Below are 17,931 nucleotides of genomic sequence, written 5' to 3' on the forward strand. Positions count from 1 at the left end.
TCGTTTTTAGGAAAATTTGGAAAAAACCATCAAAACTAAAAAATTTTTTAGTGAATGTAACGGTCTCTTTTTTTACGGGGATAATGCTACTTTTCTTTTTAGAAATTGGGGCTTATCTGCTAGTTGTGCGTTCAGACAGTTTTAGTTTTACGCTGGCAAATAAACGCTGGTTTAGTACTTATTGGCAACCGATTAATGCATTAGGTTATCGGGATGACGATTATAGCCCAGAAGAAGTGAAAAGCAATAGATTGATTTTTGTTGTTGGTGATTCATTCGTTGCAGGTCAAGGAATTAAGAATTATCAACAGCGTTTTTCTAATTTATTACGGGAAAAATTAGGAAAAGGTTGGTTAGTCGCAAATATTGCCCAAGTAGGTTGGAGTACTTCTGAAGAATATCAAGGGATTATTAACTATCCATATCAACCAAATGTCATTATTTTAGCTTATTTTATCGATGATATTCGTCAAGCGGCAACACAACCTAGTGTTATTAATCGCTTAAGCCATCCACAGTTAATTCAATCTGTTCCCACTTATTTACAGGGATTAGTTGATAATTCTTACTTGGCCAATTATTTCTATTGGCAGTGGTATCGTTCTCATTACAGTGAACCTGAGTCAATTTATTGGACACGGATGCAAAGTTATTATGCTGATTCTGAGGTATGGGCATTACATCAGCAAGAATTGAAAAATATTGTTGATTATGCGAAACAACATCAAATTATCTTAATTCCTGTCTTATTCCCAAATTTAATTTCTTTAGATAATAGTCAGCCTATCTTGCAAAAAGTAGCCAGTTGGCTAACCACGTTAGGGACACAACCCATAGATTTGAGTTATTTATTTAAAGGAAAAACCCCTCGTGAGTTAGTTGTTAATCAAGTAGATGCACATCCTAATGAATGGGTTAATCAGCAGGTCAGTGAGGTTTTATTAAAATTGGTTCAGGAACGGGTGAAATAATTGGTGTTATCCATATTGGTAATTTTTTCACTGTTTAGAACATGGTAACAACACAAGGGTAGGAGAATATTATGCAAATTAGTGCAAGAAATAAATTCGTTGGAAAAGTCAGTTATGTTAAACAAGGGCAAGTTGATGCAGAAGTAGGGGTAAAAATTGCTGAGGGGTTTGAAATTGTTGCACAGATTACTCAAGCCAGTGTCGGTCATTTGGGGTTAGCTGAAGGGGTTGAAGTTTCCGCTTTTGTGAAATATTCCAATTTAATGTTGATGTCAGCCGAAGATGATATGTTGCTTAGCGCACGTAATCAGTTGTTAGGTACGGTTGTAGCGGTACAAAGTGCGCGAATTAGTGCAGAAATTGTGTTGAGTTTGCTGGAGCAATTTACATTGAAAGCCTTTGTTTCTCAAGAAGCAGTAGAGGAAATGGGTTTAAAAGTGGGCGACAAAGTGTATGCGGTATTTAAAGCGGGTAGTGTGATTTTAGGCAAAAAACGGGCTTAATGTAGTACCCAAGAAACGCAAGGATGGATACCATCGCCGTGAGCTGATGGTATCCGTAATAGAAAACTAGGTTGCTAGTTTTTTGTATTTAATCCGATGAGGATTGTCCGCATCGGTGCCTAAACGACGATGTTTGTCTTCTTCGTAATCCGCATAGTTGCCTTCAAACCAAACCACTTCACTATTGCCTTCAAAGGCTAATATGTGGGTTGCGATGCGGTCTAAAAACCAGCGGTCATGGGAAATAACAACGGCGCAACCGGGGAAGTTAAGTAGCGCATCTTCTAAGGCTCGCAGGGTTTCAATATCTAAATCGTTGGTTGGTTCGTCCAGTAATAGGAGGTTGCCACCACTTTTTAGTAGTTTTGCTAGGTGAACGCGGTTGCGTTCTCCACCCGAGAGGTCTTTAATAAATTTCTGTTGGTCTGTCCCTTTAAAGTTGAAACGTCCAACGTAGGCTCGCGAAGGGGTTTCGTATTTGCCAACAATGATGTTGTCTAAGCCATCAGAAACGAATTCCCAAACGGTTTTATTGCCTTCTAGTTCATCACGGCTTTGGTCAACATGGGCGATTTCTACCGTTGAACCAACGCGCAATTCCCCTGCATCAGGTTTTTCTTGCCCAACTAACATGCGAAATAGGGTTGTTTTTCCCGCACCATTTGCGCCAATAATGCCAACAATTCCCCCTTTGGGTAGGTTAAAACTTAAGTTTTCCACTAAAACACGGTCGCCAAAGCGTTTAGATAAGTTGTTAGCTTCAATCACTAAATCACCTAAGCGAGGGCCGGGCGGAATGTAAATTTCTTGGGTGGCATTGCGTTGTTGTACGTCTTGATTCATTAGGTCGTCAAAACGGGCTAGACGGGCCTTGCTTTTGGCATGGCGACCTTTGGGGTTGCTGCGTACCCATTCTAATTCTTGTTTAATGGCTTTTTGGCGCGCAGATTCTTGTTTTTCTTCAACAGCAAGGCGTTTATCTTTTTGTTCTAACCATGAGGAGTAGTTCCCTTCCCAAGGGATGCCGTGTCCACGGTCAAGTTCTAAAATCCAGCCTGCAACATTGTCTAAGAAGTAGCGGTCGTGAGTGATGGCAATGACTGTGCCTTTGTAGTCTTGGAGAAAGCGTTCTAACCATGCAACGGATTCTGCATCTAAATGGTTAGTCGGTTCGTCTAGTAACAACATGTCGGGGGCAGAAAGGAGTAAACGACAGAGGGCAACACGGCGTTTTTCCCCGCCTGACAATTTGTTAATCTCGGCATCCCATGCAGGCAAACGCAGGGCATCGGCGGCAATTTCAAGCGTGCGTTCAATTTCCCAGCCGCCAAGCGCATCAATGGCATCTTGTAAACGTCCTTGTTCTTCGAGTAGGGCGTTCATTTCGTCGTCGCTCATGGGTTCGGCAAATTTCATGCTGACTTCATCAAAGCGGTTTAATAACGCTTTGACTTCACCTACACCTTCTTCAACGTTGCCACGAACGTCTTTATCGGGATTTAAACGGGGTTCTTGGGCAAGATAGCCAATACGAATGCCTGTTTGGGGACGCGCTTCACCAATGTAATCATTATCTTCACCTGCCATAATGCGCAGAAGTGTGGATTTACCTGAGCCATTTAATCCTAAAATTCCAATTTTCGCACCGGGGAAAAAGGAGAGGGAGATATCTTTTAAAATTTCACGTTTGGGAGGAACAACTTTTCCCACACGGTTCATGGTGTAAATATACTGAGCCATTGTAATCCTAGTTATCGGGGTAAATTTAAGCAGTTAATAATTGAGGGCTGTATCAGTACAAATTTGTTTGTACTGATTAACTTAGCTGCGTTTTGTGTCTAAACGGGCTAAACAGTCACTTAATTCGGTTAGTAGTTCTTCTATTTGGTAATTACTTTTTTGAAAGATTTTTTCAACACGATGATTGAGTAGTAAGCGGTCTTCTTGGGTAATATCTTTTGCGGTTAGCACGACAACAGGAATGGCACGCCACGCGGGATTTTCGCGCAGTTTAGCAACGAATTCAAAGCCGTCCATTTCTGGCATCATTAGGTCGGTAATGATTAAATCGGGTTGCTTGAAAGGGAGGTATTCTAGCGCGATTCGTCCATTTTCTGCGGTTTGTATATCCCAACCTGTTTTTTTCAAGACACTTCCTATCATCTCGCGGGTGACGGGGTCATCTTCTACCAGCATAATATGTTGTGATTTTTCATCTTTATCTAGGTACTTACGCAGTACATGGCTTAGTTCGTCCCGATTAATGGGTTTGGTGAGGTATTCACTCGCCCCCAAAGCGTAGCCAATACTTTTATCTTCAATAAGCGAAACGATGATGACGGGAATGTTAATCAGTTCAACATCTTTTTTGATGGCGGTGAGTACCATCCAGCCGTCCATACCGGGCATCATGACATCTAGGGTGATAGCATGTGGTTTGAGTTCTTTGGCAAGTTTTAGACCTTGTTCTCCTGTACTCGCAGTAACCACTTGGTAGCCTAATTTGCATAAGAAGTTTTGCAATAATTCACGTACCACAGAATCATCATCAATAACTAAAATCGTATCACCCTTGGTCGAGTTTACGTCGTCGTTTGTGCCAGCTAATATGCGATTGGCTTCTTTGACAACATAGGCGGGTAGTTTGATGGTGAATGTGCTACCAATGCCGTATTCGCTTTTTACGTGAATATCACCGCCCATCATTTCAGCAAAACGTTTGGTAATGGTTAAGCCTAAGCCTGTACCGCCATATTTGCGGGTGGTTGATGAGTCTGCTTGGGTAAATGGTTGGAATAATTTACTAATTTGCTCTGGTGTCATGCCGATACCTTGGTCAGTGACAGCAAATATAATCCAGTCTTTTTCTTCGGTTTGGCGACGAACGGTTAGTGTTATTGTACCGTGTTCGGTAAATTTGGCGGCATTACTTAAGAGATTAAATAGCATTTGGCGAACTTTGGTTAAATCCGCGTGCATATCGCCCAAGATTTCAGCCGCATCACAGCATAAATCCAGTTTGTTCGATTTGGTTTGAATAAGGGGTTCAATGGTAGAAACAACTTCTGAGATAACCAGTGTTAAATCAAATGTTTCTGTGTAAACATCCATTTTTCCTGCTTCAATTTTAGAAATATCTAAGACATCATTGATTAAGCCTAATAAATGTTTACCTGCCGCGTAAATTTTTTGTACGTCAGGGACTAATTCGCCACAACCCAAGTCTGGCATATCTTCTTGTAATATTTCACTATATCCAATAATAGCATTGAGCGGGGTACGTAGCTCATGGCTCATATTGGCTAAAAATGCACTTTTAGCTTTGTTTGCTTCTTCAGCCGCTTCTTTCGCAAGGCGCAGGGCTTCCTCAGCCCGTTTATGCGAGGTGATATCGATGATAATGCCAACTAATCCAGCAACAACCCCGTCACTACTACGAAAGGTTGTTTGATTTAGCAATACGTTATGTGCTTCACCATCGGCAAAGTGCATAATAGTTTCGTAAGAGTGTTTACCTTCTGTTGAGGCGAATAATTCTGTTTCTCTTTGTTGAAATTCTTCAGCTATTTCAGGTGAGTATAAATCACTGGCGGTATGTCCAACGATTTGTGCTTCAGACAGCCCTAAACATTGTTCAAAGGCTCGATTACAACCTAAATACATTCCTTCTATATTTTTAAAAAATATAGGGTTAGAAATGCTATTTAGTAGCGTCTGCAAAAACAATAGGCTGTTGCGTTGTACCGCTTCTATGCGTTTGCGTTCTTGTATTTCCCGTTGTAAGCGGGCGTTGTTTTCAGCGAGTTCATGCGTCCTTTCTGTCACTTGTGTTTCCAGTGAGTTGCGGACATCTAATAATTGGCGTTCAAATTCGTCCGCATGATCAGTTGTAGTTTCTAACGAAATTTCTAAATCTTGTTTTTCCTGCGCTAATTTCAATAGTTGTTGATTAAGCTCTGCAATTTCTTGACGCAACGCAAGGACTAATTCGGTTTCAGATAACATCATTTGTGGGAGTTACGCGCAGATTATGAAATGAGGGTAACATCATTAAATTAAGTGGACGATTGAGTTAGTTTTTTAAAGCGCTTCATGGTAAAAGCTAACTCCCAAAAATATATGTCTGAACTAAATTATGTGTATTTTATGTCACATATTAAGCCAAACCGTTCCCTTTATCAGGGGTATGGTAAGGAAGTGTGATTACTTTTCAGTTAAACAGTAGAAAATTAGGTTTTTTATCAAGATTTATTCTCCGTCACTTAGATTAGCGTTGCAGCGGGCAATGTGAAATAAAACAAACTCCCTATTTCTTGGTCTTCCATACCAACACATCCTCCTAGCTTAGTCACGATTTGTTGTACGATAGATAAACCCAGTCCTGTTCCTTCAACCCAGTTACGGTTAGGTAAGCGTGTAAAAGGGGTAAATAATCGCTCTTGTAATTCTGCTGGAACGCCTTTGCCATTGTCTTTAACCCAAAAACGAAGTTCACCATTCGCTGTTTTATCAGACCCTAAGATTAAATGTGGAGGTCTCCCGCCATATTTTAGACCATTACTTAAATAATTTGCCCAAATTCCCTCAACCCAAGGCGCGTAACCGCTAGCAAGTTCCCATTGCGGAGGCAGTTCAATAGTGCCTTTATATTCTTCTAGCAAATGTGGTAGGCGTTCTCTGATAACATGCCTTACGATATTTGTCATATCTAACGGGTAGGTTTCAACTTTCCCTTTCTGCGAAACACCGGCGAGCAATAATAAATCTTGAATAATCCCATGTAGTTGCCGCGCGCCTTGGTCTAGCCATTGTAGTCGTAATACAAAATCGTTACTTATTGGCTGATTAACAATACATTCTGTTTGCAGTAGGGTTATTACACCCATCATGCCGCCTAGCGGATTTTTTAAATCGTGCGCAACGGTACGGGCAAAAGCGGCAACTTCTAAATTCCGTTGTTCTAGTTCTGTTGAACGGGTTAAAAGTTGTTGTGCAAATAAATCCGCTAATTGAATGCTGGTTTCTAAGGATATTTCTAAATCAGTTTTCTCTTGTTGCAGACGTTTTATTTCTTCTTGTAATTGGTTAGTTTCTACTGATTTCACTAAGCGGTCTGTTGATGGAATCATTATTCACACATCCTGCCAATATTTTAACTGGCTTACCCATTAGTATAAAAAGGAAATTGGTCACTTAATCTATTTTGTTTGAAATCAGTCACACAACAGCAGTACCTTATTCATACTGTGTTTACAAGAAAATTAGCATAGTCAAGAATGGGGATGAAAAAGATTTCCTCTTTCTTAGCGGCGAGAATATTTAACGCTTTTTCAAGATAAATCCCGCTTTATCAACGGGGAAAGTGTTCTTTTCATCCTCATTTATTGCTTGCTATTTTACTACTCACTGACTTAACGTATTAACGATTTTGCTATTTTCTCGTATTAATAATTGTTGCATGTCTTCTTTTAATAAAGGCTTGTAGAATATAAAGCCCTGTATATATTCACACGCCATGGTCTCTAATTCTTCTAACTGTTCCAATGTTTCCACGCCTTCAGCCGTTACGTGCATCCCCAAACTATGTGCCATATTAATAATGGTTGAAATTAATGCTTTACCACTGGTGGAATGAATATCTCCAATAAATGATTTATCAATCTTTAAAATATCTAATGAAAATTGTTTCAGATAATTAAGTGAAGAATAACCCGTTCCAAAATCATCAATTGCCATTGAAATCCCTAAATCTTGCAAGGCTTGGATTTTCTTTAGAGTTTTGTCTGCACTGGTCATGGCTAAGGTTTCTGTGATTTCTAGCTCTAGCCAACGTGGGTCTAAATGGCTTTGTTGTAACGCCGCATTAATGCTACTCAATAAGCCTTGATGATAAAACTGTCGCACAGATAAATTAACCGCAACCCGAATGGGCGGTAAACCTTCATTTTGCCAGCGTTTATTCTGTTCACACGCAATCCGCAACGCCCATTCACCAATAGGAATAATAAGCCCTGTTGATTCCGCAAGCGGGATAAAATCATTTGGTGAAATCAAGCCTAGCTGTGGATGTTGCCAACGAATCAAGGCTTCTGCCCCGATAACTCTACGGGTTTTTGCATCTAATTGCGGTTGATAACACAAATAAAACTCATCATTTTCTAAGGCACGACGTAAACCATTTTGCATAGTTAAGCGTTTACGCGCTTCAACATTCATGGGTTTACTGTAAAAGTGATAGTTATTACGCCCCTGTTGTTTTGCCTCAAACATGGCGTTATCTGCATGTTTTAATAATTCGTCAATATCATCGCCATCTTCGGGATATAAGCTAATACCAATAGTTGCACTGATAAAGATTTCAAAACCTTCTAATAAAAAAGGGCGTTGCAACTGGCGCAACAACCTATCTGCCATATCGGCTGCATTTTGCAATATAGTTTGTTCGTTTTTTAGATTATCCAGTAAAACAACAAATTCATCCCCGCCTAAACGTGCAACCGCATCATTATCATCATTTACACAAGCTAACAAACGATGTGCTACATTTTGTAATAATTGGTCACCTGTAGGATGACTAAACGCAGTATTTACATCTTTAAAATTATCTAAATCAATGAACAAGAGAGCGAGGCGGTAATTTTCCCGATGCGCACGCTTAATTGCAACTTGCAAACGGTCTTGAAATAAAGCCCTGTTGGGTAGGGTTGTTAATGCATCATAATGAGATAATTGATAAATACGCTGCTCAGATAAGCGTTGATGGGTGTTATCCGTCATAATCCCAATATAATGCGTTACTTGTTGACCTTCACTTTTAACCGCACTGATACTGAGCCAGCAAGAAAATACCTCTACATTTTTCCGACGATTCCAAATCTCCCCCCCCCAGTGTCCCAGCGTATCAATAGCCTCCCACATGTTTTGATAAAAAAACTCCTCGTGCAATCCCGATTTTAATAAATTGGGATTGCGTCCTAAACATTCAAACTCTGTATATCCCGTCAACTTTGTAAAGGCTTCATTTATCAAAATAATATGACAATTAGCATCTGTAATAACAATCCCCTCACGACTGGCTTGAAAGACACTGGCGGCGAGTTTTAATTGTGCTTCTGCGCGCTCGCGTTCAGCAATTTCAGCTTGCAGTTTTAGATTGTTTTCAGCTAACTCACTTGTACGTCGTCGTACTTCAATTTCTAACGTATCACGTGCATCTAACAATTCGTTTTGAAATAAATCTGTTGTTTCAGTGACGACTTGTAAAGAAAGTTCTAAATCTTTTTTTTCTTGTTCTAACGCCTCAAACTGTTGGCGAAATATTGCTAGGCGATTGAGAAGCTCGTATTCAATGAGGTCACCATGTTCGGTGCTGGTTTCAAGGGAAATACGCAAGTCATCTTTTTCTGTTTCTAACTTGCGTAAACGCTGATGTAGTTCCCTCAATTCTAAGAGTAAAGTTGATTTAGTTTTATTTTGCATCTCATTAGCCTTGATAAACTGCTCATCAAACAGCCTTTAAAAATCTAATCGTCGTCAGCACGCAAAACTAAAAAGTTATTCTTTCTTAATCAGTTGTATGACAACAATAAACAAGTTACTCAAGTTGCAAAACCAGTGTGGGCATTAAACGTTGCAAATTCTTTAATAACCGCACTTGCCAAGGAACTTGCTCGTAGCCGACAACAGTTAGCTGTAAACTCTTTTTATTTCGCACATTAATAACGAATTTTGTCATCGTATTAATCCCTGAACTGTTTAAAAATTCTAATGCTCTCACGTCTAGGGTCAACATCTCAATGGGTTGTTCAGTCGCATTATTCATCAAATCAAGCAATGGCGCGTATTCATCACTACCGCTCAATAATAAAGACCCTTTACAAGTGATAACATTCGTTACAGTATCAAAAGCAATATCATAATCATCTGTTTTTATTTGCATAACTTTTCTCTACAGTGTTATTCCACAAAACGTAATTCAACCCTAACAGGCTTAAGACACGTCTAATGCAACTCGCGTTGTAACAATGGTAATTGGCGGGTTTTCATCTACAACGTCGAATTTCCAACTTAATTTAGCAGAATAGTCACAAATCATACTTAAGAAACCTAAACCAGAATGCCCTTTACTGTTTTCTGAACTAGCATTCGCTTCCATTTGTTGAATGTATAACTCCTGAGGGTCTTCATTAAGCAATTGTTTAATAAAACCTTGAAATCGCTCAACATCATCAGGGTTCACACTATTAACTACTTGAAAAATCAATCTACTACTAAACAGATGAAAAGCAATTTTTGTCGGGAAACTTGCTGTTTCATTATTGAATTTCATGGCATTTTCCAATAACTCATTAGCAATATATTTCACTGCGTTTTTGCTTTTTGCAGGAATATAGCTATTGTTATTTGCTGCCCGCTTTTCTGGGTCACCGACAAAAAAAGTCTGTAAATAATCTGCAATAAAATCAGCAGATAATCCATTATTTCGCCAGCGTTGTTTTAAAGGGATAGATGTAGGGGAAAAGCCAATAACTAAATATTCGGCATGTTCCTCCAAATCGCTAAAATCACCAAATAATTGTGACATCGTTCAATTAACCTCCATCAAACCACAGAATTCCTTTGTTGACGACTGCTAGCAAATGCTAACAATTTTTCATGACAAAGACCTTTATAGTCTATTAATTTTCCTAACGCACTTAAATGCACCTACACTGAATATAACTTACACACCGACATAATAAACGAATGAAATAACTGATTTCTGGATTTTTGGCAAATAATCTACACTATCAGGAAATATTTTTCGTAACAATAAAACCATCGCACCAACCGCTTTATGTCACTGTGGCACTATCAAACATAAAACTGACAATGCGCTAGGTAATTTGCATGTTATCGTAAAACTCACCTATTTATTAATAATCTAAGTTAGAATTAAAACTGCTTTAGCCACTCAAATATGGCGAAAGATCACAACTCTCTAATCCTCTCTAAATAAATAGAGAGCTGATATAATTCATTAAAAATTATAATTTTTATCCTTATTTGGTACGGCTATTTTGTGTAGAAAATGGTTTTATATTTCCGTTATAACGATTTGTAACGGTTTATAATGGTAAAACCCAAGTAAGCACTCAACTAATCAGAAAATTTGAGATAACCTGTGAAAATACAAAAAAAAATTGTCATCTTTATGTTTACCATGCTGACGTTATTAGGTATCCCTATTATTTTTATGGGGTATATCATCATTAATAAAATTATTTATGAACTAAACGAAAAGCTAATCGCAAAAGACCTTTTTATTATTCAACAGGATATAAACTCTGCTTATACACGCTCAATAAATGCAACATCGCCAGAGAATGTTGTCTCTGTACAACAAGTGCAACAAGAAATTTTAGACCGTTACAAATATTTTCGGGTTGGTGATACAGGATACTTTTATATTCTTAATTCAAACGGCACAGTGGTATTTCATCCTGATTTACCTGTTGGTAGTCAATTTGACACGCCTTATATAAAACAACTCATTGCGGATAAACAAGGCGTTTTACATTATCGTAACAAAGATAAGCCGTATTATGGGGTATTTCAAACCTTTGCCGAATGGGATTGGATTATTGTTATCACCATCACAGAAGCAGAACTATTTGAAGATAGAGCTATTTATTTAAATTTTGTTGTTATTACCAGCTTTTTAATTTTTGCAGGTGTTTTATTATTATCTTACCTTTCTACACGAGGAACAACTAAGAAAATACAGGCTATTTTACAATACCTTAAAACTATTGAACGCGGTGATTTAAACACGCCTGCCCCAAAAGTCAGTCATGATGAAATCGGTATGATTTTACAAGGAATCTTATCGATGGTAACAAAATTGACAGCAACCAATCAGCAATTGATTAATGAAATTCAACATCGTTACACAACCGAAACCGCCTTGTTAGAAGCAAAAGAAGCCGCAGAAAAAGCAAGACTTGCCGCAGAATCTGCCAATCGTGCTAAAAGTTCTTTTCTTGCAAACATGAGTCATGAATTACGGACACCCCTTAATGGAATTTTAGGTTATACACAAATTTTACAACGCGATAAAAATTTAACTGAGCCACAAATAGAAGGTATTCATATCATTCATAGCAGTGGTGAATACTTACTCACACTCATTAATGACATTTTAGACCTTTCAAAAATTGAGGCAAATCAACTAGATTTATACCCAATTGATTTTAACTTACACGAGTTTTTATATGAATTAGTGAATTTATTTCAAATTCGTGCAAAAGAAAAAGGAATTAGTTTTTTGTATGAACCTGTGACGACATTATCACTAGGTGTTCATGGTGATGCGATTCGTTTAAGACAGATTTTGATTAACTTATTGAGTAATGCCATTAAATTTACAGAACGCGGCGGGGTTACTTTTAAAGTCGGCGAATATGAAGACAAAGTCCGTTTTCAAATTGAAGATACAGGTATTGGCATTCATCCACATGATATAGAAAATATTTTTATTCCTTTTCAACAATTAGGTGAGGTAACTCGCAAAGTTGCAGGAACAGGCTTAGGATTATCTATTACAAAACGCCTTGTCGAACGCATGGGAGGACAAATTCATCTGGAAAGTACAATGAGTAAAGGGAGTATTTTCTGGTTTGCAGTTACATTACCCATAGCGGTTGAGTTTAAAAAAGATGAAGTAAGAAAACAAGGTGCAATAGTTGCTTATGAAGGTAAACGACATATTTTATTGATTATAGATGATAAAGAAAAAAATCGTACCATTTTAAACAATTTACTTAATCCATTAGGCTTTACCCTCCTTGAGGCTAGCAACGGGCAAGAAGGCTTAACCCAAGCCTTACAAATTCGTCCCGATTTAATCCTAACAGATTTAGTCATGCCATTGATGGATGGGTTTGAATTTACTAGACATTTACGCTCTTTTTCAAATCTATGTGATATTCCAGTTATTGCTACCTCATCAGGTGTATTTGAGCATCATCAAGAAGAAAGCCGCATTGCAGGTTGCAACCGCTTTATTACAAAACCTATTCAACAAGAAGAACTTTTATCCGCGTTGCAGCAATTACTTAACCTAACATGGATTTATGCGAGCGATGCAACCAAAGGGTCTATGCAATATGAAAGTGACAATGAAATTCTTATCCCCTATTTACCTACATCGCAATTGGATATTCTGTATGATTTAGCCATGATGGGGGATATTAATGGTATAAATAAACAGTTAGAACGTATTGATAAAAATGACCCACAAGTTTCTATTTTTATAGAAAAAATTAAAGGGCTGACAAACAACTTTCAGGTTGAGGAAATCTGTCATTTACTTGCTCCTTATTTAAATCAAAAATCATAATGAGGATGAACAAGTGTATGGATTCTTCACTACTTATAACCATGATGACCGACTAAAATAACAAAAAAATATTGTTTTCATAATAAAAATCACAGTAACGTAACTTGTTTTTGAGTGACGTTCATTGTTGATACCACCCACACAAGGAGAAATAAGTAATGTATATTCCTGTATTTCAACGTAAAATACTGCTAATAACACTGACGGCTATCAGCCTCAGTATAAGTACTTTTCTTGCATCACCACCTGCACAGGCGGATGAAACCTGCTTATCACCTTACATGGCAAAGATTGTTGGACAAGAAGATTTTGTTTATGTTTGGACATTAGGTGTCGTTGGCATGGGTGATGAACAAGATAAGTTAGTCACACTCGATGTTAATCCTAAATCCCCTAACTACGGTAAAGTTATTCATAGTCTTTCTGTGGGGGGGCGTAATGAAGCGCATCACTCTGATTTTACCGATGACCGTCAATATTTATGGACAGGTGGCTTAGACACCAGCAAAATTTTTATTTTTGACGTACATACCGACCCAGCAAAACCACGTTTACACAAGGTTATTGATAACTTTGTAGAAAAAACGGGAGGGCTGGTGGGGCCTCACACATTTTATGCCTATCCGGGACGGATGCTTATTACGGCACTATCTAATAATAAAGACCACAGTGGGCGCACAGGATTTGCCGAATACAGCAATGAAGGCGAATTTATTACAACACATTGGATGCCAACAAATGAAAATCTGCGCAACGCTCAAAAAATGGGCGAATATGCAGATGGTTATAACTATGACTTACGCTCATTGATTAGCCGTAATGTAACGTTGACCTCCTCATTCACAGGTTGGTCAAATTACATGATGGACTTTGGCAAAATGTTGGCAGACCCTGAAGCCATGAAACATTTTGGCAATACCGTTGTTGTTTGGGATTCACACACACGGCAACCCAAACAAATACTAGACGTACCCGGCGCACCATTAGAAATTCGCTTTGCATGGGGTGCGCAAAATTACTATGCCTATACCACAACGGCATTGACCTCTAAAATTTGGCTGATTTATGAAGACCAAACCACTCATACGTGGCAAGCAAAAGCGGTTGCAGACATCGGTGAGCCTAGCAAAGTCCCCTTACCTGTAGATATTTCTATCAGTGCAGATGATAAAATTTTATGGGTTGATACGTTTATGGACGGTAAAGCCCGTGCGTTTGACATCAGCGACCCGCATAATCCCAAACAGATTTATGAAAAGGTTATCGGCAAACAAATCAATATGGTCTCTTCTAGCTGGGATGGGAAACGGATTTACTTTAGCAGCTCGCTATTAGCCAATTGGGATAAGAAAGGCGAAGATGATGAGCAATATGTAAAACTGTATCAATGGGATGGCAAAGAGTTAGCCCACCAATGGACAGTCGATTTTTACAAAGAAAAATTAGGACGGGCGCATCAAATGCGTTTTGGGGCATACAGTTTGTATCCTGAATATCGCCAACAATCTACGGCAAATATTGCACAAACCGTTATTAAGTAACTAGGAAAAACAGCCTAGTAGGTTTAAATAACCTACTAGGATTAAAACACTATTTAGAAATACAATCCCGTAATCCGCCATGACCAATCTTGTAAGGTCATCACCACAAATACAGGGTTATTACCCAATTCACGAATCCGCACGACAAAACGTGTAGGAGATTCAAAAAACGCAAAATTCATGGTACTCATGATTTTCTGATTTGTTGTTGCTTCCAACAAATGATTACGCACCCAATTTAAATCAACCGTTTCCTGTAGCGCGTTTTGTCCTAACTGCTTTAACTGTTCGACAACCAAGTTGCCTAATGGGCTTCCTGTCTCAATAGATTGATTTGCCAGCTTTTCTATTCCAAGTGATGTTGTTGCCGTTTGTTGGTACGTCTTTTTTACGGCTTCTAAATCAACCATATTACTCAAATCAGTCTGACTATTAGCGGTTAACGCATTATCAAGTTTGTACACCGTGTAATACGGCATACCGACGAAGGCAACCACGGCTAAAAAAAATAAAAAACTTAAGAATCTCATCGTTATTCCTATTATTGAAATGAAAAGAAAATCAAAACAACCCGCTTAATACGGCATTGCATCATAACGTCGCATTGTACCCTAATTTAAAATATCCAAAATTAAGTGCTTATGATTTAAGTGTAAAAATACACAATCTCAGTCAATTATCCCATTTTCTCTGTTAAACGCTATACTGTTTGTTCTCTATTTGGCGTTATATCCATAACCATGATTACATTTTCTGAAGTCCATAAACGATATGCAACGGGCTATGAAGCCTTAAAAAAAGTTAGTTTTCATTTAGATAAAGGCGAAATGGCTTTTTTAACAGGACATTCAGGTGCGGGCAAAAGCACGTTACTACGCCTCATCGCCCTGATTGAACGTAGTACAGGCGGTCAAGTCATTGTTAATGGACAACATCTAGGACGGTTAGCAGATAATCGCATTCCCTTTTTACGCCGTGATATAGGCATGACGTTTCAGGAACACCGACTATTATTTGACCGCACCGTATTTGATAATATAGCGTTACCGCTCGTTATTGGTGGTTTTCGCCACCAAGAAATTCGCCGACGTGTGCGTGCAGCATTGGATAAAGTTGGATTATTAAATTATGAAAAAAGCTACCCGATTACTTTATCTGGCGGACAACAGCAACGTGTCGGTATTGCCCGTGCAGTGGTTAATAAACCCTCAATCTTACTAGCAGACGAACCAACAGGTAATCTTGACCCTGCCTTAGCAGAAGAAACAATGGATTTATTCTCACAATTTAATCAAGTAGGAGTAACAGTTTTAATCGCTTCTCACGCATTAGGATTGATTAAACGCATGGGATGTCGCACCTTAGTTTTACAAGAGGGCGCGTTAATTAGCGATTTAAAACCAACCCCTAACAAACGAACATAATCGATTTAGACAGGCTTTAGTTACTATCGCTATCAGTGGCGTTACAAGTAGTCTGTTTACAGTTTATTTTTTTATCAAAAAGATTTAAGAATAAATACAAGCACTATCCGAAATCAAAATAACCAATATATCTGCATTATTGTGCAGAAAACCCTGCCTCGCTAACAAAAATATAAGAGTGATTCTATGGCGTTACAAGAAATGATGTCTTTATATCAACAGCGAATTAATCAAGCCTTAATTCAACACTTACCTCCAGCCACAATTCTACCTACCCGCTTACATGAAGCAATGCACTATGCCGTATTAAATGGCGGTAAACGTGTGCGTCCGCTCTTAGTTTATCTCACAGGAAAAGCCTTAAATGTTAATCCTGATATTTTAGATATTCCTGCTTGCGCTGTTGAATGTATTCACGCCTATTCGCTTGTACATGATGATTTACCCGCAATGGATGACGATGATTTACGTCGTGGCAAACCGACATGTCATAAGGCCTTTGACGAAGCAACCGCCATTTTGGCAGGAGATGCCTTACAAGCCCATGCGTTTCATTTATTGACACAAGACCCCTCAGCAAGCCTTACCCCAACACAGCGTTTAGCAATGATAGAAACATTAAGTCTTGCAAGTGGTTCACGCGGGATGGTTGGTGGGCAAATGATTGATATGGAAGCCGTTGGCAACACTTTAAATGTAGCAGAATTAGAAAATATGCACATTCATAAAACAGGGGCATTAATACGTGCAAGTGTAAAACTAGGGGCATTAGCCAGTGCAGATTTTACAGAAAATAGGTTTGAGCAACTAGACCGTTATGCAAAATGTATCGGTTTAGCCTTTCAAATACAAGATGATATACTTGATGTGGAAGCCAGCACTGAAACATTAGGCAAGAAACAAGGTGCAGATAACGCACTCAATAAGCCAACTTATCCCAGTATCGTTGGTTTACAAGGTGCAAAACAGATGGCAACTGATTTAGTTGCGCAAGCAATTCAAGCATTGCACGACTTTGATAATCAAGCCGAGCCTCTGCGTGAATTAGCTGAATACATTATTAAACGCGCGTATTAATTATCTAAATTGGGATTAACAAAATTTTCGGCATGGCAATTTTGTTAATCCTGAAAATTTTGATTCCAGAAAAATATAAGATAACTATCTATAGTTACGGCATAAAAACAGTTAAGCACAAAAAACTAAATAACTAGTTATCCCCAGTCTCTGCTTTATAAATCTCGCGCAAAAATTAAAAAAATAAAACTTACTAACGCCTTTTTGATTTTTGCAAATAACCGCAATAAATTTTCCCGCGAAAATATAGATTAATCCCTCAAATCGTTATAATGAAAACCTTTCATATTAGAAATGGCTAACGGTTAAACAGTGTAACATCCTGTAAAAAATAAATTTAACAAGGGGTTTTTCATGAATGACTCAAATAAACACATAAATATTGTGTGGCACGCGGCAACTGTCACTCGTCAACGTCGTGCAACATTGAATAAACATCACAGCACAGTCCTTTGGTTTACAGGGTTATCAGGTGCTGGCAAATCCACGTTAGCACATGCGGTTGAAGAGAAATTGTATCAATTGGGGTATCACACTTTTGTTTTAGATGGCGATAATGTCAGACATGGATTATGTAGGGATTTAGGGTTTTCTGCGGAAAGTCGCGTTGAAAATATTCGGCGTGTTGGTGAGGTTTCAAAATTGTTTGTTGAAGCAGGCGTGATTGTTTTAACCGCTTTTATTTCGCCCTTTCGTACTGACCGCGATCGCGCACGTTCTTTGTTAGGCAAGGATTTTGTCGAAATTTATTGTGATTGTCCTATCACTATTTGTGAAGAACGGGACGTAAAAGGTTTATATCGTCGTGCTAGACAGGGAGAAATCAAGGATTTTACGGGTATTTCTTCGCCTTATGAACAACCAGAACAGCCCGAGTTGGTTGTGAACACGGCAACGCAACCATTAGATATATGTGTTGAACAAGTTTTACAGTTTTTAAAACAACGTGGTGTTTATCAAGATACCTAAAAATAGGCAGTTTTGTTGAATACGATGTCTATTTTTAGAGTGTTTGCGCTACACTGAACAGAACTT

14 protein-coding genes are annotated in these 17,931 nt (G+C 38.5%); 7 read left to right on the forward strand and 7 right to left on the reverse strand.

The genetic code is table 11. From position 1 onward, the window contains the following. The first annotated feature begins 83 nt into the window (after positions 1 to 83). Both AL038_RS01930 and AL038_RS01935 read left to right on the forward strand, forming a co-directional pair. Positions 84 to 971, forward strand: coding sequence for an SGNH/GDSL hydrolase family protein (locus tag AL038_RS01930; protein WP_145917041.1), 888 nt, complete (start codon positions 84 to 86; stop codon positions 969 to 971). Positions 972 to 1,042: 71 nt separating this feature from the next. Then, positions 1,043 to 1,474 (forward strand): TOBE domain-containing protein, encoded by a 432-nt coding sequence (locus AL038_RS01935; RefSeq protein WP_062148210.1) that lies wholly within the window; start codon positions 1,043 to 1,045, stop codon positions 1,472 to 1,474. A gap of 66 nt (positions 1,475 to 1,540) precedes the next feature. Here the strand turns inward: AL038_RS01935 and ettA are convergent, their stop codons facing one another. From ettA to AL038_RS01965, 6 genes are all read right to left on the reverse strand, one after another. Next, the gene (gene ettA / locus AL038_RS01940; RefSeq protein ID WP_062148213.1) at positions 1,541 to 3,214 is read right to left on the reverse strand and encodes an energy-dependent translational throttle protein EttA; all 1,674 of its coding nucleotides are present in this window, start codon (positions 3,212 to 3,214) and stop codon (positions 1,541 to 1,543) included. Between the two features lie 81 nt (positions 3,215 to 3,295). After that, on the reverse strand, positions 3,296 to 5,482 hold the full coding sequence (locus AL038_RS01945; protein WP_062148216.1) for a response regulator: 2,187 nt from the start codon (positions 5,480 to 5,482) through the stop codon (positions 3,296 to 3,298). A 254-nt stretch (positions 5,483 to 5,736) separates the two neighbouring features. Beyond that, complete coding sequence (locus AL038_RS01950; protein WP_062148218.1) at positions 5,737 to 6,603, reverse strand: sensor histidine kinase; 867 nt, start codon at positions 6,601 to 6,603, stop codon at positions 5,737 to 5,739. 274 nt (positions 6,604 to 6,877) lie between these two features. Next, a complete protein-coding gene (locus AL038_RS01955) occupies positions 6,878 to 8,953 on the reverse strand; it encodes a putative bifunctional diguanylate cyclase/phosphodiesterase (protein ID WP_161575413.1) in 2,076 nt (691 codons plus the stop codon). 115 nt (positions 8,954 to 9,068) lie between these two features. After that, on the reverse strand, positions 9,069 to 9,413 hold the full coding sequence (locus AL038_RS01960; protein WP_062148227.1) for a slr1659 superfamily regulator: 345 nt from the start codon (positions 9,411 to 9,413) through the stop codon (positions 9,069 to 9,071). A 51-nt stretch (positions 9,414 to 9,464) separates the two neighbouring features. Further along, the gene (locus tag AL038_RS01965; RefSeq protein WP_062148230.1) at positions 9,465 to 10,058 is read right to left on the reverse strand and encodes a slr1658 family protein; all 594 of its coding nucleotides are present in this window, start codon (positions 10,056 to 10,058) and stop codon (positions 9,465 to 9,467) included. Between the two features lie 579 nt (positions 10,059 to 10,637). Here AL038_RS01965 and AL038_RS01970 point away from each other — a divergent pair. Then, the gene (locus tag AL038_RS01970) at positions 10,638 to 12,854 is read left to right on the forward strand and encodes an ATP-binding protein (protein ID WP_062148233.1); all 2,217 of its coding nucleotides are present in this window, start codon (positions 10,638 to 10,640) and stop codon (positions 12,852 to 12,854) included. Between the two features lie 158 nt (positions 12,855 to 13,012). After that, on the forward strand, positions 13,013 to 14,395 hold the full coding sequence (mtoX, locus tag AL038_RS01975) for a methanethiol oxidase (RefSeq protein ID WP_062148236.1): 1,383 nt from the start codon (positions 13,013 to 13,015) through the stop codon (positions 14,393 to 14,395). Positions 14,396 to 14,448: 53 nt separating this feature from the next. Here mtoX and AL038_RS01980 read toward each other — a convergent pair whose 3' ends face one another. Then, positions 14,449 to 14,925: a DUF2939 domain-containing protein gene (locus AL038_RS01980; RefSeq protein WP_062148239.1), complete on the reverse strand. Its 477-nt coding sequence runs from the start codon at positions 14,923 to 14,925 to the stop codon at positions 14,449 to 14,451. Positions 14,926 to 15,135: 210 nt separating this feature from the next. Here AL038_RS01980 and ftsE point away from each other — a divergent pair, with 210 nt between their 5' ends. From ftsE to cysC, 3 genes are all read left to right on the forward strand, one after another. Further along, complete coding sequence (ftsE, locus tag AL038_RS01985; RefSeq protein WP_062148241.1) at positions 15,136 to 15,819, forward strand: cell division ATP-binding protein FtsE; 684 nt, start codon at positions 15,136 to 15,138, stop codon at positions 15,817 to 15,819. 186 nt (positions 15,820 to 16,005) lie between these two features. Further along, positions 16,006 to 16,896, forward strand: a complete 891-nt coding sequence (ispA, locus tag AL038_RS01990) for a (2E,6E)-farnesyl diphosphate synthase (RefSeq protein ID WP_062148244.1) — start codon at positions 16,006 to 16,008, stop codon at positions 16,894 to 16,896. A 354-nt stretch (positions 16,897 to 17,250) separates the two neighbouring features. Next, entirely contained in the window at positions 17,251 to 17,865 is a 615-nt protein-coding gene (gene cysC, locus AL038_RS01995) for an adenylyl-sulfate kinase (protein WP_062148247.1), read from the forward strand. Positions 17,866 to 17,931 lie beyond the last annotated feature (66 nt).

Origin of the sequence: Beggiatoa leptomitoformis (genome assembly GCF_001305575.3) — a bacterium.
In the GTDB taxonomy this organism is placed as follows: Bacteria; Pseudomonadota; Gammaproteobacteria; order Beggiatoales; family Beggiatoaceae; genus Beggiatoa; species Beggiatoa leptomitoformis.